The organism is Pontibacter brevis (genome assembly GCF_054779655.1).
Genome location: NZ_BAAGXV010000069.1, coordinates 11,401 through 30,264 on the forward strand (window position 1 = coordinate 11,401; position 18,864 = coordinate 30,264).

Here is an 18,864-nt window from a genome sequence, read left to right on the forward strand (position 1 = left end):
TGCCTGAGGAAAGGTAGGTAAAATGTTTTGAAAATTACAGTTTATTAACTTGAAATTCAGGTAGATGAAGCTGCTGCTGTAGCTGGCTTGCCAGATGGCATCAGGTTGTTTCTTCCTGCAGCGCCTCTAAATCTGACACGTGCAGGCTACGCAGCATAGAGGTCTTTTTATGTTGATGCTCCTGCATACGTACCATAATGTCATGCAACATTTCAACAGCCTGTACCACGTGCGGGCCCTTGTTCAGCATTACGCAGTCGGCCCGTTGGGCCATGGCGGCATCCGTTATCTCTGCCCTGGAAGGGCGACCTTTCTTTGCAAGCGTTTCCAGCACCTGCGTAGCCCATACCACGGGTATGTGAGCCGCTTCGCAAAGCCACAAAATCTCTTCCTGAACTTCAGCCAGCCGCAGGAAGCCACACTCTACTGCCAAGTCGCCGCGGGCTATCATTATGCCGGCCGGATAGCGTTTCATGGCAGCTAGCAATAAGCGCGGCAAGTTCCGAAATCCCTCCTTCGTCTCTATTTTCAGCATCACACTCACATTGTCAGCCTGCAGTGCATTTAGTTCATGGTGCAGCGCCTCCACGTCTTCCACATAGTTCACGAAGGAGAAGTTGACGATATCAGCGTGTCTGGCCACAAACTTAAGGTCATGCTTGTCCTTCTCCGTCATGCCATTCAGCCGAATCTTACTTTCTGGCAGGTTAATGCCTTTGTCGTCGCGTAATTTACTGCCGTTGGGGCTGGCATACGTAATTTTCACCACAATGGAATCTTTGCTGACCTCCATTATTTTTCCTTCTATTTTGCCGTCGTCGAAGAGAATGGGCTGCCCTTCTTTTACCTGTTTAAATACCTCCGGCAAGGTGCAGGAAATATGTGCCGGGTTCACGACGTGCCCCTGGTCATCGTATAGCGCCGGTTCACCCGGAATCAGCTCCCGCGTAAGCACCAGCAGGTTATCTTTTTTAAGGATGATGGGCGCAAAAGTGGGTGGCAGTTCGCCGACCTCGGTTGTGCGATCCGCCACAGCTTTGTTCTTGATGCGCAGCTTCATGCCTGTTGTGATGTAAGAGCTTTTGAAAAGATGGGCTATCACACCGTTGGCTTCCTTCTTCAGGACGGAGAAAGAGCGTTTGCGTCCGCGGGTATCGGTAAAGAAAATGGTGTCGTTCTCCTGCAGTTGCGCTACCCACTCAGCTTTTACCGGCAGCCAGGCATCCATGTTTACAGGTGGGGGAGCATCTGGCGGTGCCAGCCACACTTTGGCTGCCTCTGTGGTTTGGCCTAAGTTATTCTGGGCAGGGCGAATGGTCACCAGTTTAGGACCCTCCTTTAACGGGCCTGTACGCAGTTTGGGCCCCATCAGGTCCATGAGTACCTTGCACTCAACACCGGTTTCTGCTGAGGCCTGGTGAATCAGTTTCACCATCTGGAGCCACACTTTTTCGTTGTCGTGGGCACAGTTAATGCGGGCGCAGTTCATGCCGGCTTTTAACAGGCGGAGCAGCAAGTCATAGTCCTCGGCGGCTTCACTGGGGAGCGTCACCATGATGCGGGTGTTGCGCTTTTCAGGTTTTGGGCCTAGTAGTGCCTCGGTGTGAGACTCCAGCAGCTCGCTGTTCTCAAGGAATGAAACCGCCAGTTCCTTTTCTGCGGGTGAGCAGGCTGCAAGGAGGCAGAGTTGATTACGCACCGCCTGCAGACTAGCCAGTACATGTCCCTCTGCACGCCCCAGGGACGATAAACCCCGCTGCGATAAGTTCTCCTGTAAATCGCGCATGTCGCGCTTGCGCATCGACAGGTAGTGCAGCAAGTTTTGTGCGCTCTTCCTGAACTTTGCGTGCACGAGCTCCACAGCCGGAGCGAACTTGTTTTCCAATGCCACTGCCTCCTCGTGCAGGAGGTCAATTTGCTCTATCAGCGCTTCCAGTTGGTTTACATCTTGCTGCATGTTTTTGTCGGGTTTTATACAGGCTTACAAACTGATGAATTGATACTTAGGTTGTGCTTTTAGATTTAAATTAACTTAAAATATTTATTTTAATAATAAGATAAGTAAAATTTGTTTTAACCGCTTAACAGGTCTTTTGGTTCTCCTCTAATTTGTCTTTCTATTTCACGGATGTTGTGCAGTCCTGCTCAAACCAGGGCAGGACTACCTTCCCCTTACATTTCAACCGGTACCACCCTGGAAAAAGTAAAACACGGCAAATCCTAAGTAAAAGAAACCTGAAATCGTCATGATGATGGTAGCGAAAATACCTGGCGAAAGCCGTTTGGGCAGCTTCTTATAGTTCAGGTACATGGTCAGGAAAACAACGACAGGCGTATGGGCCGCAGCAACTGCTCCGCCGATAGATAAAATATCTACCGGATCCTGCACAATGAAGAGCAACAGAATGGGGATAACGGCGCAGAAGAGAACTGCATAAATGTTTTTCAGCTTCCGGCGCTGTGTAATGGAGCTGTAGAAGAGGTGCTGGCTTCTGGGTAGATCTTCTTTTGTGTGGATTTCGTTCCTGTTTTTGAACTCTACCTTCTCGTTTTTCTCAAACCACGGTGCCAGCAACACAATGGTGGCATCGGCAAACATGCGCCCCCAGCCATCCTGGTTCGCCAGTACCGTTCCGCCCAGGGCAATAACGATCGCTGTAATCAGCATCCAGTAACCGGCTTCTCCCCATACTTCAGACAGCAGCCTTGTCAAATCCTCCGCCACCTGAATGCCCTCCGGTACAATACCCTCCGGCGCGAGAAGTTCGGCACCTAGTACGGTGAACGCAACAATGATTAGTCCTCCTCCCAGCACACCGATAGCAGCCGTTGTACTCATTATTTTTATCCACTGCCTTAGTTTTTGGCTTCGTTCTTCGTTTTCATCTTCATCTTCATCAGTGGTCATGTTTTGCACATCAGATGGGTTAGCCTGGGGGCCGCCATATTGCCGGGCCACCACCCAGTAAGAGAACCACATAATACCAGCGGCACCAGCCAATATGAAACCAACCCATGGCAGCACGAAATCAATGTCAAAGTCAGATGGAATAGAAGGCACAGCACCCGCCAGAAGTGCTTGCGGGGAGGAGATAACACGCGCAGCAGTTACCACCACAATCGCCACCAACAGTGCGGCAAGTGCATTGGTGGCGCGTTCCACCCACGCATACCGCCCCGACACAACCAGTATGATAGAGAGCACAATCAGCCCAATGGCATACGTAAGCTGATTACCGGGAAAGGCAATCATGAGCGCACTGCCAGCCAGTGCAGCAATGCCGGCGATTGTTACAACGGCGGCAACAATTTGAGGGACAAAAATCAACCATAGCGCCCAGCCACTGCGACCGGAAATGTCTCTGAAGCCATCCAGTATCGTTTTGCCGGTTACGACGGTATAGCGCCCGACCTCCTTTATCATGACCCACATTAGCACGAACACTATCAGGGCTATCCACAGGAGGGAGTATTCATACCTGGAGCCAACCCGGGGCGTGAAGAGTACTGAGCCGGAGCCCACGGAAGAAAGCATCCAGATGAGTCCGGGGCCGTACCACTTAAACCTGTCCTTGCCAGTGGGAGGATGGGGTGTAGAGGAACGTACTTCTTTGGTTTTTTTGTCTTCGGTATTGTCTGAGGTCATAGTTAAAGCTGTTGTTTAACTAGTTACTACCCAGACAAGGAAGTGAGGTTTCTTTTGGGCTGGACTTTTTAAGTAAAGCTTAAAAGGCTAGAGTAACTCCCGGGTGTTTTCAGAATTACTTTTTCACATAGAAGGGAATGTTGGCGGTAGCCACGTTGTCGTTGCCGTCATACACATACACAAACAGGCGGTAAGCCCCTTCCTGCTTCGGTGTTTTGAGCCTGGCCTTTCCTGCACCTGTTTCAGATACCCGTTCTGGTACTGCATCGGGCCTGTTTTCGCGGTCGCCGCCTTCTTTTAGATCAGTGCTTTCGTGCAGCAACTCGTACCGGTACGTCAACTCGTCTTCATCCGGTTCACTCACCGCTGTGGTTACTTTGTAGTTCTTGTTCGGCTTCAGGTAAATGTTGTCTGTCGCTTTTTTATCGTCTATTTCAAACGAACTGAGGTGGGGGGCGCGGTTCTGTGGCCAGTTACCTGTCCAGAGATACTGCATCACATCAATCACCTCAGACTCCTTGCCGTCTTCAGTGAACAGGCCATACCAGGTGGGCGTACGCTCCTGCTTCTGGCCCCACAAAAACACATAGGAGCCCAAATTACGCTCCTTATCCTGCAGCATAGAAGCCTCATAGCGACTTTTATAAACGGCCGCTTTCTGGCTGCTGGTTTCCTCTACTGATGCTCCCCAGGGTGTCTGCGGCCCTTCCCAGTGCCCGGTTGGCCCCCATTCCGCAATCATATAAGGGCCTTCCCAGCCAAACTCACGCACCCGTTTCGGCACATCCGGTAAGCCGCCGTAAGCATTCACTGCCAGTATGTCCAGTGCCGGCACTTTTTCCTTTATGTAATCCACCTCCATCTTGTTGATGCCCGCCAGCATCGTGCTGGTTGGGTGGTTTGGGTCCACCTCATGAATCATCTTCGCGATGTCGTTTACCGCATCCCACACCCGTGGGTTGGTGTAATTCAGGTTCAGTTCATTGCCGATGCCCCATATCAACAAAGCGGGATGGTCTTTATACTTTATGACCTCTTTCCGTAGCTCCGCCAGTTGCTGGGCCACGGCCGCGGGATCGTCGTAGTCGAAGCCGTGGCGCTGGCGGCCAACCTCCAGTCCCATTGTGACGGTTAAGCCATGTTTGTGTGCCTCGTCCAGTACCTCCTGGGCATTGTCGGTGCTCCAGGTGCGGATGGAGTTGCCTCCGTAGGCTGCCAATTGCTCAAGGTACCGGCTGCCGCCTGCGCCTTTGATATAATAAGGTTCACCGCCTCTGTAAAGCTGATACCCGCCGTTTTCCTGGCGTACTTCTACTTTTACCGCTTCTTGCATGTGTCGGATAGTTTGTTCTTCTGCAGGTGAGTCTGTGCAGGCTTGCGCAACAGAGACCATGAGCAGGAGTGTAAGCGCTGTTGAAATAAAGTTTTTCATGTGGAGGGGCTTGTCATTTAAAAACTTAATTCTCGTCGGCTACCATGCCTGTGTACAGCAATGTAGAACTTCTGCATGCCGCAGGAAAAGGCTGCTTTACATTTCGTCTTCGTAAAACTCGATAAGCGCACCAAAGTAGCTGTTGTTCCAGCCTTCCACCATGTCCTCATAAGCCTCATCCGGAATGTTGGTGTGCCGGAGCTCCGCTGAGGTGCCGTTCTTGTGCGGATGCAGCTTAATGGTAACGATAGAGTCTTCCTCCTGTTCCCCGAAATACCACTGCTGCACAATTTTCCTGCCCTCTTCAAACTCCAGGTTTTTGCCTACAATGCTGCCGTCCCACAACGAAAACTCGGTGCCTGGTTCCGCCGACATTTCGGCTTTGTCCCCTGTCCAGGCCTGTACCGTGAGGGGGTGCGTCAGGGCGAGGTACACTTCTTCGGGTGCTGCAGGAATGATATAGTATTTCTTGAAGTCTTTCATGGTTTTATCTGATGGAGGTTTGGGCAAAGGTATGATTTCAAAAACATGTATACGTCGGGGCTATCCTTCTTTCTCTTAAAATATTAAATGATGCCCGCATCTCCAACTTTCCCCTACACCCTCTCCAAAAATTTCCGACCTTTGCATAAAATAGCTATTGAACCTTATGCAACGACCTTTAAGGCTGATCATATTGGCGGGCATCGCGCTGGTGCTCTTCTACTTTGTGCAGGAAACCTTCTTTAACGACGACAACTACATCAAGCCGCTGCAGCAGGAGCGGACAGATAAAGACCTCTCGTTCCGGAGCCGGGCCAATAGTCCTTTCAAAGACGAAGACCGCCGCAGTTTCAAGAACCTGGAATACTACGAACCGGACCCGGATTACCGTGTGAAGGCGGACGTTGAAAAGCTGCCGCAGCAGGACACCCTGCTCATGCCAATGACCGACGGTAGCAATGAGGCTTATCTGCGTTATGCTGTTGCATCCTTTGAACTTGAGGGGCAGCCCCAGCGCCTGATGCTGTATAAGAAAGCGAACAGAGGGGCAGATGAGGGAGAGCAACTGTTTGTGCCTTTCACGGACAGAACGAACGGCTACGAAACCTATGGCGGTGGACGCTACCTGGATGTCCCTTTCGAGGAAAATGCGAAGACGGTGGTGCTGGATTTCAACCGTGCCTACAGTCCTTACTGCGCCTATAACCCCGACTATGTGTGCCCGGTGCCGCCAAAGGACAACCGCCTGGATATAGCTGTTCCGGCAGGGGAGAAGACCTACGAGGGGGCGCATTAAGCTGCCTCAGGAATGCGGCTGTCACGGTGACAGCCTGATTCACTTGTAATTCGGTATTCATAATTCGTAATTAAAAGAAGTATCCTTAATTTTGGAGAATACTGGCTTCCGGTGCGGAGGCTCTTTTTAAAAGACAAAACACTATGCTGATTTCATTCGACTGGCTGAAACAACTGATTCATATAGACAAAGGTGCCGAAGAAGTAGGTGCTTTGCTGACAGGCGCAGGCCTGGAGGTAGAGGGCATCGAAACGTTTGACGTGGTACAGGGTGGCCTGGAAGGCATTGTGCTGGGCGAGGTGCTGACCTGCGAGCCTCACCCGGATGCAGACCGCCTCCGCATTACGACCGTAGACATTGGCAACGGTACGCCGAGCCAGATTGTGTGCGGTGCGCCCAACGTGGCAGCAGGGCAGCGCGTGGTCGTGGCTACCATCAACAGCACGCTGTACCCTACAGGTGGAGAGGCCTTCAAAATCAAGAAGTCTAAAATACGTGGTGCTGTGTCGGAAGGAATGATTTGTGCGGAGGATGAAATCGGAGTCGGTACTTCGCATGCTGGTATCATGGTGCTGGACACAGATTTACCGAATGGGACACCAGCTGCTGAGTTCTTCGGTCTGGGTTCTGATAAAGTATTTGAGATTGGCCTGACGCCGAACCGCGCCGATGCTGCTTCGCACTACGGCGTAGCCCGCGACCTGCAGGCGCTGACAGATGCCAAAGTAGTGCTACCCTCAGTAGAAGACTTCAAAATAAGCAACACATCACACCCTGTGGCAGTGGAGGTGGAGAATTCGGAAGCCTGCCCACGCTACGCCGGTGTAACGGTTACTGGCTTGAAAGTAGGTCCGTCGCCGGAGTGGATGCAGAAGCGTTTGCGTGCCATTGGCCTGTCGCCGATAAATAACGTGGTAGACGTAACCAACTATGTGCTGCACGAACTGGGTCAGCCACTGCACGCTTTCGATGCCGATAAAATCAAAGGCAATAAAATCATCGTGAAAACCGTGGCCGAAGGCACTACCTTCAGAACACTGGATGGCGTGGAGCGCAAGCTGCAGGCAACAGACCTGATGATTTGCGACGCAGAAGGCCCGATGGCCATTGGTGGCGTGTTCGGAGGTGAGGAGTCCGGGGTATCAGACGATACCACCAGCATCTTCATCGAGAGCGCTTACTTTTCTCCGGACTGGGTACGCCGCACCGGCATGAACCACGGCCTGAAAACGGATGCCTCTTTCCGTTTCGAACGCGGCACTGACCCGAACATGGTGCTGCATGCCCTGAAGCGTGCAGCGCTGCTGGTGCAGGAAGTAGCAGGTGGCGAGGTGTCTTCTGAGGTGGTGGATGTGTACCCTGCACCAATCGAGAACAAAATCATCACCCTCAGCATTGAGCGTGCGCATACCCTGATTGGGCAGCACATTGGCGCAGAGCGCATCAAGAAAATCATGACTGATTTAGGAGTGGAGGTGACCGGCGAGACAGATGAATTTATCCAGTTCTCAGTACCACCGTTCAAAGTTGATGTAACCCGTGAGGCTGATGTAGTGGAAGAAATTCTGCGCATCTACGGCTTCAACAACATTGAGATGAGTGAGAACCTGGCGACGACTTTTTTAGCTAAGTTCCCAAAGCCTTATGCTGAGAACGTAACTGAAGCCATCTCGAACTATATAGCGGATAACGGTTTCCATGAGATCATCACCAACTCTATTACCAACTCCAAGTATTATGTGCCTGCCGGAAAGGCGGAGGTAGCAGGACTGGTGCGGGTCATCAACTATAACTCTGAAGACCTGGATGTGTTGCGCAAGAGCATGGTGTTCTCTGGCCTGGAGGTATTGCGCCGCAACATTAACCGCCGTCAGCGCGACCTGAAGCTGTTTGAACTGGGCAAGGTATACGAGCAACTGGAGGACGGCAGCACAAAAGAAAGCCGCAAACTAGCCCTTTACATGGCCGGCAACGTAACCGCTGAAAGCTGGAAGCAGCCGAGCAACAAGTCTACCTTCCATGACCTGGCAGGGGTGGTGCAGAACGTGCTGCGCAAACTTAACGCCGGCGATTTTGAGATACAGCCACTGCAGCCGAACAGCTATATGCGCCAAGGTGTTGCCTACCTGAAGAACGGCACCGTTATCGCGGAGCTTGGCCCGCTGGATGCCGGCGTGGCCCGCTTCATGGAAGTGAAGGAGCAGGTGTGGTATGCGGAACTGAACTGGGATTACCTCCTGAAGAAGTACAAAGACAACCTGGTGGCCGAAGAGTTGCCTAAATTCCCGGAAGTGCGCCGCGACCTGTCGCTCGTTCTCGACAGAAACATTACCTTCGACCAGATCAAGCACATCGCCTTCCGGACAGAGCGCAAGCTGCTGCAGGACGTGAACGTGTTTGATGTGTACGAGGGTGACAAGATAGCTGCAGGCAAAAAAGCCTATGCTATCAGCTTCACGTTGCTGGACAAACAGCAAACCCTGACTGATAAGGTGATTGACTCTACCATGAATCGCCTGATGCAGCAATTTGAGAAACAATTGGGAGCTTTTATCAGAAAATAGTGTTATGGCGAAGGAAAAGCAGTTACAGCAACTCCAGCATATTGAAGATAAGTTGCGCAAACTTGTGGCACGTTATACCGATGTGCAGCAAAAATTAGCCAATGCCCAGGAAGAAATTAAGTTTCTGGAGAGTTTGGTCGAAGAAAAGGAGCAACAAATAAAAAATTTTCAAAATCAGGAGAATATTGTTAAAATTGTAGACACGATAGCAGGAAACCCTGCAAATTCGACAGAGTTAAAGCTCAAGCTGAACGAATATATCAGAGAAATTGATAAGTGTATCGCTTATCTACAGGACTGAGCACCAGCATGTACTGGGCCAACGAGGCCCAAGAGCTATGAAAGCACCTGAGAAAGCATAAACCCTTAAAACGCAACGGATGGGAGAATTAGCTATAAAGATTCGCATCGCGGAACGCGAGTATCCGATGCGGGTAAAAGAGGAAGAAGAAGAAAGAATTAGAGTTGTTGGAAAGATTCTGAACGAGCGCCTGCGCTTTTTCAAGGATCAGTTCGGCCTGCAAGACAAGCAGGATCTGCTCGCTTTGGTCGCTTTTGAGACCATGGTGGACAAGGTGAAACTAGAGGAGGAAAGAGATTCCCACGGCACCAAAGTAGGTCAGCAACTCAACGTTCTGGAAGAACTCTTATCATCAGTAAATGCTAAGTAGGCACTACGGCCCTTTAGGCCTGCCACTTATACTTCGTTAGGACTACAGTCATACCCTGTCCCTTTGCAGGCACTGCTATGTGTTTTTATTCACTATAAAAGCTTAATAGTTATGCCCGATATCCTTTACATTTTATTAACTGCCATTGTTGCGCTCGCAGTGGGTGTATTCATTGGCCGCTCTCTGCTGCAGAGGGTCTACAAGCAGCAGGAGGAAGATGCGCGTCAGCGTGCCAAGAGCATCATTCGTGAGGCGGAGGTAAATGCCGAAAGCATCAAGAAAGACCGCATCCTGGAAGCCAAGGAAAAATACCTGAAGCTTAAGTCTGATTTCGATGAGGAGATGAATAAGAAAAAGAACATCATCATCCAAAACGAAAACAAGGTAAAACAGCGTGAGCAACTGGCTACCAAGCAACTGGAGCAGGCGAAGCGCCTGGAGGCTGAACTTGAAAAAGAGAAGGAAAGCTTATCAGTGCAGCTCGACAAGGAAAGAGCGCAGATGAATGCGCAGCTCGACAAAGAGAAAGACCACCTGAGCACGCAGCTGGAGCAGCTTAAAAAGCGCAAAGAAGAGGTAGAGGCGAAGCACAACGAAATTGTTGGCCAGCTGGAGAAGATAGCTGGACTTACGGCCTCCGAGGCGCGTGAGCAGCTGGTAGAGGCACTGAAGAGCGAAGCACAGACACAGGCTTCTTCTCACATCAAAGACATCGTGGCACAGGCCAAGCTTACAGCTACGAAGGAAGCCAAGAAGATTGTAATCGAAACCATTCAGCGTACCGCGGCAGAGCATGCTATTGAAAACTGCGTGTCGGTGTTCAACATCGAGAGCGACGACATCAAAGGTAAAATCATTGGCCGTGAAGGACGTAATATCCGTGCTTTAGAGGCTGCCACTGGTGTGGAGATTATTGTAGATGATACGCCGGAGGCGATTATTATCTCTGGTTTTGACCCGGTTCGCCGTGAAATTGCGCGTTTGTCGTTGCACCGCCTGGTAGCGGATGGCCGTATTCACCCGGCCCGCATTGAGGAAGTGGTTGCCAAGACACGCAAAAACATTGAAGAAGAAATAGTAGAGATTGGGGAGCGTACTGCCATTGATTTAGGTATTCACGGGCTGCACCCTGAGCTGATTAAGATGGTGGGCCGTATGCGTTTCCGTTCATCTTATGGTCAGAACCTGCTGCAGCACTCACGCGAGGTAGCGAACCTTTGCGCCACGATGGCAGCGGAGCTTGGCCTGAACGTGAAACACGCGAAGCGCGCTGGTCTGCTCCACGATATTGGTAAGGTAACACCGGATGAGCCGGAACTGCCGCACGCGATTATCGGTATGGAGATGGCCAAGAAGTACAAGGAGCATCCGGATGTTTGCAATGCCATTGGTGCTCACCACGATGAGGTGGAAATGACCGCCATGGTATCTCCACTGGTGCAGGCTTGCGACGCCATCTCCGGTTCAAGACCAGGTGCCCGCCGCGAAATCATGGAGTCTTACATCAAGCGTCTGAAGGAGCTGGAAGAAACAGCTGTTTCGTTTGAAGGTGTAAACCAATGCTACGCCATCCAGGCTGGCCGCGAACTGCGCGTGATGGTAGATGCCGATAACGTATCAGACGAAAAAGCATCCCAGATTTCTTACGACATCTCTCAAAAAATCGAAAAAGAGATGCAGTACCCGGGACAGATCAAAATCACCGTAATCCGCGAAATGCGCGCCATCAGCTACGCTAAGTAGCGTTGAAAAAGACTATAAAACAAAACCGCCTGCTACATCTGTGGCAGGCGGTTTTGTTTTATAGTCTTTTTCCTGAAGTTTCTTCCACAGTCTATGCTTGAGTTACTTCCTAAGCTGCCGTAGCTACTGCTTACCCAGCGACTCATTAGCGGCCTTTTCCATCTTGTCTTCCTGTGCTCTCTGGGCCGAGAGGCCTCGTCTTCCCGCATCGCGCTGGGAGTTTTTCTGCGCCAGGGCGCTGCCGCTCACGCGGCACCGAAAAATCTCCAAAGGCGCTCAACGGAAAGACTGCAAACACATCCACTCCGTGCTAGCACATTTCAATGTTGCGTTCATAGATAAAACTTTAACAATGGAAAAAGCCTTGGCCGGTATGATGATCAGATTCCCCGCCTTGGACAAGGAGGGGTAGAAGTGGTTTGACCCGGTAACGCAAAAAAGGGACAAGGATGTCCCCAGCAGATGGGGAAACAGCAGCTTTATAGAGTAGATAAGGGCAACTGTTTTGAGCTGCTGCTACACCAACCCCAACAACTCCGCAGCGGCGGCAAACGCAGATTTCTGTCCATCTTTTACCTGCGCTGCAACTTCCGGTAGCTGTGCCTTTACCTGCTGATGGTTGTAGAAGTGCTCTTCCAGGCCCTGGCGAATGGCTTCGTACATCCACTGCAGGTTCTGGTCGCGGCGCTTTTGCTCAAAGAAGCCGTTGCTGTGTGTGAGTTGCAGGTAATCGGAGACAGTTTGCCAGATAGTGTCAAGACCGGTTTGCTGAAGGGCAGAGCAGGTGCTGACCTGCGGCAACCAGCCGGATGCAGCCTTTGGATAGAGGTGCAGCGCGTTCTGATACTCGGCGCGAGCGGATTTAGCTTTGGCTACATTGGCACCATCGGCTTTGGTGATGGCAATGGCGTCGGCCATTTCCATGATACCGCGCTTGATGCCCTGCAATTCATCGCCGGCGCCGGCGAGCATCAGCAGCAGGAAAAAATCCACCATGGCATGCACGGCCGTTTCAGATTGGCCTACACCCACCGTTTCAACAAAGATGGTATCAAATCCGGCTGCTTCGCAAAGGATGATGGACTCGCGGGTGCTCCGGGTAACGCCACCAAGGGATTTTCCTGCCGGAGAGGGCCGTATGAAAGCCTGCGAATTCGTGGCCAGTGTATCCATACGGGTTTTGTCGCCTAATATGCTGCCGCCGGAGCGTTGGCTGGTTGGGTCTATGGCCAGCACGGCCAGTTTCTTGTTTTGCTCCTGAATCAGGTAAATGCCGAAAGCTTCTATAAAAGTGCTTTTTCCTACACCCGGCACACCTGTAATGCCTATCCGAACGGAATTACCAGCATGCGGGAGTACCTGGTTAATAACCTCCTGCGCCAGTTCCTGGTCAGAAGGCAGTTTGCTTTCTACCAACGTAATGGCACGGCTCAGCATGATCCGGTCACCGGCTAAAATGCCGGCTATATACTTTTCTGCACTAAATCGCTTGGCCAAGAGCGTTTGGGTTTAGGTTCAGGAATAGTTTTGGTTTTATGGTCTTACACGTACGCAGCCCTTGCTGTGTCTTTTAACCAGCAGGCTGTTGGTGTGCATATACAACAGCGGTGAACTTAGAGGGAAGCAGAATTAACCTGCTACGCTCCGGATAAGTCCTGGTCTTTCACAAATTTAAAGGTATTACGCTAAGTGCCATAGCAAAGGCTGCAACAATAGGTGCTAAACGGTGAAAGCATTTCTGTGGATGTACATTTGGCAGATGAGGCTAGTTCTTCGGCTCTGATATTCTGTTAGGGGTTTGGTGACTTACCAGTAGTTCATCATGCACCAGATCCTTAACTGGATGTCATGTAAAACAAAATTCTATTGTGCTCTAAAAGGATGGAGATAGCGCCACCTGGTTTGTGTGCACAAAAAAAGCAGCCACCTAACAAAGGGGGCTGCTCTATATTATAAAGTCTTGTGTCTTACATCCTGATACTTGTATCTCTTCAAAGGCCCTGCGGAAAATTAGGCAATCCTAAGTCACTTTTGCGTCCGGCCAGGTGAAATCCATCATCTTGATACATGCCGTCCTTTGCTTTTTCATTCGGGTTGCTGATAACACCCAGATACCCGCTGTCTTTGCGGGCAACATATATTTTCCCATCTGGCCCTAACTGAAGGGCACCTATCCTGGGACTGGCTGAAGTGCCTACTACTACTGCTGATTTGGCAATGGCATCTGCATCTCCGGTTGTTATATCAAACTGAACAATCTGTGCCTTGCCGCCACCTTTTCCGTTGGCAGTACCATACAACTTCGTGCCATCCGGTGAGAACAACACACCGTAGGCTTCTTCAAAACCCTTCAATAGCCTGGGGTTAGATATTTCTCCTGTACTGCGGTCGAAGTCCAGTATCTCAAAGTTGCTCGAAGCATCCCAAAGGGCTGAAGCCAGCTTGGTACCGTCCGGGGAGGGAGCCAGATAGCCAATAGCTTTACTGTTCGCACCACCGTGTACCGTACCAACATTGCTTAAAACGGGCTGTACGCTCACGCCATCTTCCGACACAAGAAAGGCCATGTAGCCATTGCTGTTCCAGCGATGCGCTATCACCCACCAGTCGCGGTTGTTGCTGTGGCGAACTGCCGTGAGTTTCTCCGTAGCCGGGGAAATCAGGAAATTGTTTCTGGATATGATATCTCCGTTGCCTTCCTGCTTGGTCATGTCTACTACACTGTAGCGCAAGCCGTTGGATTGAGCCTGAATGTCAGTGGTAAAAATGTAGTACACAGTCTCGCTGCCCGGCTTAGGTAAAATAAGTGCCGATTGAGTGGAAGACTTCCCGCCCATCAGGCCATTGCCGTTCGGCATAACACGGTGGTTCCGGTTCCAGACGGTGATACCGTTGGTGTAGAGGAGCAGGTTTCCGTCTTTATCAGACAAAGAGGCGCTGCCTTCTTCCGTGAAAATACGGCTATGTGTAACGGCCTTTGCCGTGTCTGGTGTGAAAGTAATACCGGCACCTTTCCCGAAGTACCAGTTGTTTCGTTGGCCCTGTGCAAGGGCCGTAAAGCTTCCTGCAAGCAGTAGAGCGGCTGCTGTAATGTGTCTGAAGTTGATCATGAATGCCCGGTTTGTTTTACAAACGATCTATTTGCAAACGTAGTGCCAACTGTACCTGGGTTTTCACTTCTTACCGCTGCAGCACTGCTTCCTGCCGGGCAGGCTGAAGTAACTCCGGGTGCAACGTAAGCAGTTTGAGCAATACGCCGTTGGTCCAGCCAAAGCCGTCCTGGTTCGGGTACTCGCCGCCGCCGGCTTCTAAAGTAAGGTCCTCGACGTCGTACTTCTCTACCAGCTTGCCTGTGGCCTGGTATACTTCAATGTTGCGCCTTGTCCAGTTACGGGCAACAGCGTCAGCAAGCTGGTTGTGTTTGTAGTTGCGGAGCGCCTGTATGGTCATCCACTGCAATGGTGCCCATCCGTTGGGGGAGTCCCACTGCTGCCCTGTACGGTTCAGTGTCGTCACGACACCGCCAGGTTTCAGGAAATCAGCCTCTATTTTCTGTGCCACGGCCGCTGCCTGTTTCCGTTTGGCCATGCAAAAGTATAAAGGAAACACTGCTGCCAGAGATGGAACATTGGTGGTAGTGCCTTCCACAAAGTCATAGTCGTAGAAAAAGTTATCATTCTCACTCCAGGTATACTGCAGCAGTGCCTTCCGGCGGTCTTTGGCTCTCTGTTCATAACGCTTTGCTTCAGCTTTGTTTCCTTGCATCTCCGCCATCTGCGCCAGTGTCATTTCGGTGTGGAAGAGCAGGGCATTGAGATCTACCGGGATAATATCTGTGGTATGAATGGTCGCTAAGCTGTTGGCATCAGAAAACCAGCGGCTGCTAAAGTCCCAGCCTGATTCTGCCGCTGCCCTGATATGGCGGTACAGCTCTTCTGGGTTTCTGCCGGACTCCTGCGCCAGGTGCACGTCTTCGAGGTAGGATTCGGGTCTGGGGTCTGGTTTATCGTCCCAGTAGCGGTTCAGGATGCTGCCGTCCGGCATACGCACCACCCGGCGATGCGCAGGATTGGCCGCGGTGAGGGTGTTGGCGCCTTCCATCCAGAAGTCGTATTCTTTCTTCAGGGCAGGCGCGTAGGCTACTAATGTTTCTTTGCCTTTTTGTTGTGCCAGCACGCGCAGCATGAGGGCATAGAAGGGCGGCTGGGAGCGACTCAGGTAATACGTGCGGTTGCCGTTCGGAATATGGCCTGTGGTATTGATGAGGTGCGTAAAGTTATCTACCATGTTCTGAATCAGCTGCGTTTCGCCGCTGGTTTGCAGGCCAAGCATGGTAAAAAAACTATCCCAGTAATATATTTCTCTAAAGCGGCCACCCGGCACTACATAGGCATTGGGTAGTGGTATAAGTGAACCGGCGTCAGCTCCTGGCTGGCGCGTCAGGATGGGCCACAGTTGCTCGATGTGCTGTGTCACTGTGAGGCTGGTATCTGACCTGAAGTCAGTGGCTGGCTTTGGTGGCATTTCGAAGTATGTCAGCACAAATTCTTTCAGATCGAAGCCTGTGGAATCTTTTTGCTGCCGGTATGCCTGCAGGATTTCTTCTGGTGGAGCAAGTGGCGTGGCATCCGGAAAGGTTTTGGAGTCAGGAAAGACACTCTGTAGTTGCACCTGCTCAAACAGTTCGCCTAGCCGCTCGGATGGCAGGTACAATTGCTGTGCCTGTAGTGGCAGTGCTGCATACAAAAAGTAAAATAAGAGAAGGAGGAGAGGTTTGGATTTAGGAAAGGGTAATTTTTTTCGTCTCATTTCAATTTAGCTTGGTTGGCAATGTGTTCTTACGAAAGAAGCTCAGCGAGGGAATCAAACTGCTGCAGTGATGTAACATTACTACTAACTTGTTTATAAAAGGAAAAGGCAAGCTCCCGCCTGCCTTTTCCTTTTATAACATATTCTTGTTTATATAGCTATCACTGTGTTGTAGTTCCGGTTGTTGCGCCGCCAGCAGTTGTGCCTCCTGCCGTAGTTCCACCACCTGTGGTTGTACCACCAGCAGTTGTTCCGGTAGTTGTACCTCCTGCGGTTGTTCCGGCTGTAGTACCACCGGCAGTTGTACCATACGTGCCCACCGTGTCACCGGTTGTGGTACCCATTGGGCTGGCAGGATCTTCTATTCCGGTTTCCTGTGTTTCTCCGGTTGTTGTTTCAGGTGGCATGTCTCCGTTGTTTCCTCCGCATGATGTCATCATCACAGAAGTACCCATAAACATAGTTGCCACCATTGATATCCATATTCTTTTCATAAGTTCAAACTTAAATTGTTGTGTATGATGGTGTTGTACGGTTTTAAGCCATCAACGATAGGCGTATTTGTACGGATTTTATGTAAAATTATAGGTAGTTATACCCAAAATGGCACAAACAGTGCAATTATTCAGAGCAGGTTCTGCAGCAGAAACAGTACCGGCTGTTTTCCACTATAGTTGTGTTGTGTCCGTCATAGCGGTGTCTGTGGCTGCACCTAACGTGTCTATGTCGTCATTGCCCAGGTAATCACCTTGTGTTGCTTCGGGTGGTAAATGATCTCCGGCAGGTTCTCCGCCACAGGAGGCTAAAATAAAAGAACTACTAAAGAACAGTGCTGCAATTGTTAAGATTTTACTTTTTTTCATAGTCTTCATGTTAAAAACGGGTACAAAGGTGCTCTCTGTCCTGCCTGAGCAAAAAGCCTTGCCTGCTTTAGTTTCGAACTTCGGCAACACGCTCCTCAGCAGGATAATATCATAAAACGTGGGAGGTCCTGATTGGTTTAACTCAGGAAGTTTACTACCTGCGTGGAAGCCTGCTTCTTTCACCGCCGGAAAGGGTTTTTCCTGAATGTCACCTGGCTCATGGCATCTTTCTCGTACACTGCTACATTGTATTCCTGATACTGCTGCGAGAAGTTTGGATCGCCGGGGAATACCTCCTCCGGTGCCGGATTATCCTTCAGGAAGAAATAAACTTTGGTATTACCATACTTGGTGTGGGGCATATAGTCACCGTATGCCTGCATTTCCTCCCACAGGGTATCCGCCACCGTGACAGCATATACCCTGACGATGGGACCGGTGTTGTTCTCGTTCCGGTACATGGCTACCTCCTTGAAGTCACCCTTTAGATCCTGCGGGCCTGGTTGTGAAAAGGCGTCATAGATTAACCATAGAACGAGGGCGACGGAAAGGGCGATGAGGATGTGTTTTAGTTTCATGTGGAGAGGTGGTAATATAGGTTTGGGAACAGTTAATCCTGTCCTGCGTCTTAAATGATATGAGCACCAAATATAAAGCAAACAATCCGGATGATATTTACTTCATCACATTAACGGTAGTGGAGTGGGCTGATGTATTTACCCGGCGCGACTACTGCGAGCTAATTTGTGACAGTCTGCACTACTGCCAGCAAAATAAGGAACTGACGCTCTATGCCTGGTGCATCTTGACGAATCATCTTCATCTTATGTGTTCTGCTCCTAAGCTTACAGATGTGATACGTGACTTGAAAAAGTATACTTCCAGGTTTTTAGTGGAGGCTATTAAAAGCAATCCAAAGGAAAGCAGAAGGAACTGGTTGCTCTGGATGTTTAAGAGTGCCGCTGAAAAAAGTGTAAGCCATAGTAAACACCAGTTCTGGCAGTTAAGCGGACATCAGGTAGAGTTGAGTAACAGTGAACTACTGGAGCAACGGCTGGAGTACCTGCATCAGAATCCGGTGAAAGCCGGATTTGTGGAAGAGCCGGAGCAATGGTACTACAGCAGTGCCAGAGATTATGCAGGCCAACAGGGGAGGCTGAAAGTGGTGCTGATAGAGTAGAACGTAAAGGAACAAAAAAGCAAACTCTGGCGCCGGAATCTATCCGGTGCCGAGAGTGGGCAGTGAGTCTCCAGAATCACTTGTGTTGGTGTTAAAGCGAGTCTGGAGACTCGCACCCACTGTGCGTCACCGGATGGATTCCGGCGCCAGGAAGACATCTCTTACTCTTCTCCGAAATAATCTATGTCTAATCTTTTGACCTCGTATTTTGACACTGGTGTGACACCAAGGTTATAGTCTATCATGTACTGAGCTAGTTGCTCTCCATCTATCAAAACAACTTTAGTTTCATTACGGGGTGTATAGGATTGAGCCTCTGCAGTGAAACGTGAAGTTGTGATAAAAACACCTTTCTTTGCTCCATGCATTGCCAGCGCACCAACGAAAGCTTGTACATCAGGTCTGCCAACCAGATTATTTCCATTCCACCGCTTAGCCTGAATGTAAATAGCGTCTAAGCCTAATTTGTCTTCTTTAATGATTCCATCAATACCGCCGTCTCCACTTTTACCAAGAGCTTTGCCAGCATCTCTTAAAGAGCCGCCATAGCCCATCTTCACCAGTAACTCAACTACTAGGTCGTGTTGACAATTAATGAATGATTTTGTTTTACTGTTGTTTAAGTTTCAAAAAGCTTATGCGACGTTACGAAATCAGCGACTATGACTGGCAACGCC

General features: G+C 50.3%; 18 protein-coding genes. 6 read left to right on the forward strand and 12 right to left on the reverse strand.

Annotation, left to right across the window (positions count from 1 at the left end; all coding sequences use genetic code 11):
* Positions 1 to 100: 100 nt before the first annotated feature.
* The 4 genes from ACYVB1_RS14695 to ACYVB1_RS14710 form a co-directional block, all read right to left on the reverse strand.
* Positions 101 to 1,957, reverse strand: coding sequence for a pyruvate kinase (locus ACYVB1_RS14695; protein ID WP_460924534.1), 1,857 nt, complete (start codon positions 1,955 to 1,957; stop codon positions 101 to 103).
* 222 nt (positions 1,958 to 2,179) lie between these two features.
* A complete protein-coding gene (locus ACYVB1_RS14700; protein ID WP_460924536.1) occupies positions 2,180 to 3,646 on the reverse strand; it encodes an Nramp family divalent metal transporter in 1,467 nt (488 codons plus the stop codon).
* Positions 3,647 to 3,761: 115 nt separating this feature from the next.
* Entirely contained in the window at positions 3,762 to 5,078 is a 1,317-nt protein-coding gene (locus ACYVB1_RS14705) for a glycoside hydrolase family 2 TIM barrel-domain containing protein (RefSeq protein ID WP_460924537.1), read from the reverse strand.
* 96 nt (positions 5,079 to 5,174) lie between these two features.
* Entirely contained in the window at positions 5,175 to 5,561 is a 387-nt protein-coding gene (locus tag ACYVB1_RS14710) for an SRPBCC domain-containing protein (RefSeq protein WP_460924538.1), read from the reverse strand.
* A 166-nt stretch (positions 5,562 to 5,727) separates the two neighbouring features.
* Here ACYVB1_RS14710 and ACYVB1_RS14715 point away from each other — a divergent pair, with 166 nt between their 5' ends.
* From ACYVB1_RS14715 to rny, 5 genes are all read left to right on the forward strand, one after another.
* Positions 5,728 to 6,357, forward strand: coding sequence for a DUF1684 domain-containing protein (locus ACYVB1_RS14715; protein ID WP_460924539.1), 630 nt, complete (start codon positions 5,728 to 5,730; stop codon positions 6,355 to 6,357).
* Positions 6,358 to 6,500: 143 nt separating this feature from the next.
* A complete protein-coding gene (gene pheT, locus ACYVB1_RS14720; protein WP_460924540.1) occupies positions 6,501 to 8,921 on the forward strand; it encodes a phenylalanine--tRNA ligase subunit beta in 2,421 nt (806 codons plus the stop codon).
* A 4-nt stretch (positions 8,922 to 8,925) separates the two neighbouring features.
* A complete protein-coding gene (locus ACYVB1_RS14725; protein WP_460924541.1) occupies positions 8,926 to 9,222 on the forward strand; it encodes a hypothetical protein in 297 nt (98 codons plus the stop codon).
* 79 nt (positions 9,223 to 9,301) lie between these two features.
* Positions 9,302 to 9,592, forward strand: coding sequence for a cell division protein ZapA (locus ACYVB1_RS14730; RefSeq protein WP_460924542.1), 291 nt, complete (start codon positions 9,302 to 9,304; stop codon positions 9,590 to 9,592).
* Between the two features lie 111 nt (positions 9,593 to 9,703).
* Positions 9,704 to 11,335, forward strand: a complete 1,632-nt coding sequence (rny, locus tag ACYVB1_RS14735) for a ribonuclease Y (RefSeq protein ID WP_460924543.1) — start codon at positions 9,704 to 9,706, stop codon at positions 11,333 to 11,335.
* 123 nt (positions 11,336 to 11,458) lie between these two features.
* Here the strand turns inward: rny and ACYVB1_RS14740 are convergent, their stop codons facing one another.
* The 7 genes from ACYVB1_RS14740 to ACYVB1_RS14770 all read right to left on the reverse strand — a co-directional run bounded on the left by ACYVB1_RS14740 (position 11,459) and on the right by ACYVB1_RS14770 (position 17,585).
* Entirely contained in the window at positions 11,459 to 11,605 is a 147-nt protein-coding gene (locus tag ACYVB1_RS14740; protein WP_460924544.1) for a hypothetical protein, read from the reverse strand.
* Positions 11,606 to 11,851: 246 nt separating this feature from the next.
* On the reverse strand, positions 11,852 to 12,832 hold the full coding sequence (meaB, locus tag ACYVB1_RS14745; protein ID WP_460924545.1) for a methylmalonyl Co-A mutase-associated GTPase MeaB: 981 nt from the start codon (positions 12,830 to 12,832) through the stop codon (positions 11,852 to 11,854).
* A gap of 494 nt (positions 12,833 to 13,326) precedes the next feature.
* Positions 13,327 to 14,445, reverse strand: a complete 1,119-nt coding sequence (locus ACYVB1_RS14750; RefSeq protein ID WP_460924546.1) for a hypothetical protein — start codon at positions 14,443 to 14,445, stop codon at positions 13,327 to 13,329.
* A 70-nt stretch (positions 14,446 to 14,515) separates the two neighbouring features.
* The gene (treF, locus tag ACYVB1_RS14755) at positions 14,516 to 16,144 is read right to left on the reverse strand and encodes an alpha,alpha-trehalase TreF (protein WP_460924547.1); all 1,629 of its coding nucleotides are present in this window, start codon (positions 16,142 to 16,144) and stop codon (positions 14,516 to 14,518) included.
* 161 nt (positions 16,145 to 16,305) lie between these two features.
* Positions 16,306 to 16,638 (reverse strand): hypothetical protein, encoded by a 333-nt coding sequence (locus tag ACYVB1_RS14760; RefSeq protein ID WP_460924548.1) that lies wholly within the window; start codon positions 16,636 to 16,638, stop codon positions 16,306 to 16,308.
* A gap of 174 nt (positions 16,639 to 16,812) precedes the next feature.
* Entirely contained in the window at positions 16,813 to 17,007 is a 195-nt protein-coding gene (locus tag ACYVB1_RS14765) for a hypothetical protein (RefSeq protein WP_460924549.1), read from the reverse strand.
* A gap of 179 nt (positions 17,008 to 17,186) precedes the next feature.
* Positions 17,187 to 17,585, reverse strand: a complete 399-nt coding sequence (locus ACYVB1_RS14770; protein ID WP_460924550.1) for a hypothetical protein — start codon at positions 17,583 to 17,585, stop codon at positions 17,187 to 17,189.
* Positions 17,586 to 17,644: 59 nt separating this feature from the next.
* Here ACYVB1_RS14770 and ACYVB1_RS14775 point away from each other — a divergent pair, with 59 nt between their 5' ends.
* Entirely contained in the window at positions 17,645 to 18,187 is a 543-nt protein-coding gene (locus ACYVB1_RS14775) for an REP-associated tyrosine transposase (protein ID WP_460924551.1), read from the forward strand.
* Between the two features lie 161 nt (positions 18,188 to 18,348).
* Here ACYVB1_RS14775 and ACYVB1_RS14780 read toward each other — a convergent pair whose 3' ends face one another.
* The gene (locus ACYVB1_RS14780; RefSeq protein ID WP_460924554.1) at positions 18,349 to 18,783 is read right to left on the reverse strand and encodes a restriction endonuclease; all 435 of its coding nucleotides are present in this window, start codon (positions 18,781 to 18,783) and stop codon (positions 18,349 to 18,351) included.
* Between the last annotated feature and the right edge of the window lie 81 nt (positions 18,784 to 18,864).

What these genes read in the sequence shown, in the direction of transcription:
- ACYVB1_RS14695 (WP_460924534.1), bottom strand. Translation starts at nt 1,957, where the DNA reads ATGCAGCAAGATGTAAACCAACTGGAAGCGCTGATAGAGCAAATTGAC.
- ACYVB1_RS14700 (WP_460924536.1), bottom strand. Translation starts at nt 3,646, where the DNA reads ATGACCTCAGACAATACCGAAGACAAAAAAACCAAAGAAGTACGTTCC.
- ACYVB1_RS14705 (WP_460924537.1), bottom strand. Translation starts at nt 5,078, where the DNA reads ATGAAAAACTTTATTTCAACAGCGCTTACACTCCTGCTCATGGTCTCT.
- ACYVB1_RS14710 (WP_460924538.1), bottom strand. Translation starts at nt 5,561, where the DNA reads ATGAAAGACTTCAAGAAATACTATATCATTCCTGCAGCACCCGAAGAA.
- ACYVB1_RS14715 (WP_460924539.1), top strand. Translation starts at nt 5,728, where the DNA reads ATGCAACGACCTTTAAGGCTGATCATATTGGCGGGCATCGCGCTGGTG.
- pheT (WP_460924540.1), top strand. Translation starts at nt 6,501, where the DNA reads ATGCTGATTTCATTCGACTGGCTGAAACAACTGATTCATATAGACAAA.
- ACYVB1_RS14725 (WP_460924541.1), top strand. Translation starts at nt 8,926, where the DNA reads ATGGCGAAGGAAAAGCAGTTACAGCAACTCCAGCATATTGAAGATAAG.
- ACYVB1_RS14730 (WP_460924542.1), top strand. Translation starts at nt 9,302, where the DNA reads ATGGGAGAATTAGCTATAAAGATTCGCATCGCGGAACGCGAGTATCCG.
- rny (WP_460924543.1), top strand. Translation starts at nt 9,704, where the DNA reads ATGCCCGATATCCTTTACATTTTATTAACTGCCATTGTTGCGCTCGCA.
- ACYVB1_RS14750 (WP_460924546.1), bottom strand. Translation starts at nt 14,445, where the DNA reads ATGATCAACTTCAGACACATTACAGCAGCCGCTCTACTGCTTGCAGGA.
- treF (WP_460924547.1), bottom strand. Translation starts at nt 16,144, where the DNA reads ATGAGACGAAAAAAATTACCCTTTCCTAAATCCAAACCTCTCCTCCTT.
- ACYVB1_RS14760 (WP_460924548.1), bottom strand. Translation starts at nt 16,638, where the DNA reads ATGAAAAGAATATGGATATCAATGGTGGCAACTATGTTTATGGGTACT.
- ACYVB1_RS14765 (WP_460924549.1), bottom strand. Translation starts at nt 17,007, where the DNA reads ATGAAAAAAAGTAAAATCTTAACAATTGCAGCACTGTTCTTTAGTAGT.
- ACYVB1_RS14770 (WP_460924550.1), bottom strand. Translation starts at nt 17,585, where the DNA reads ATGAAACTAAAACACATCCTCATCGCCCTTTCCGTCGCCCTCGTTCTA.
- ACYVB1_RS14775 (WP_460924551.1), top strand. Translation starts at nt 17,645, where the DNA reads ATGAGCACCAAATATAAAGCAAACAATCCGGATGATATTTACTTCATC.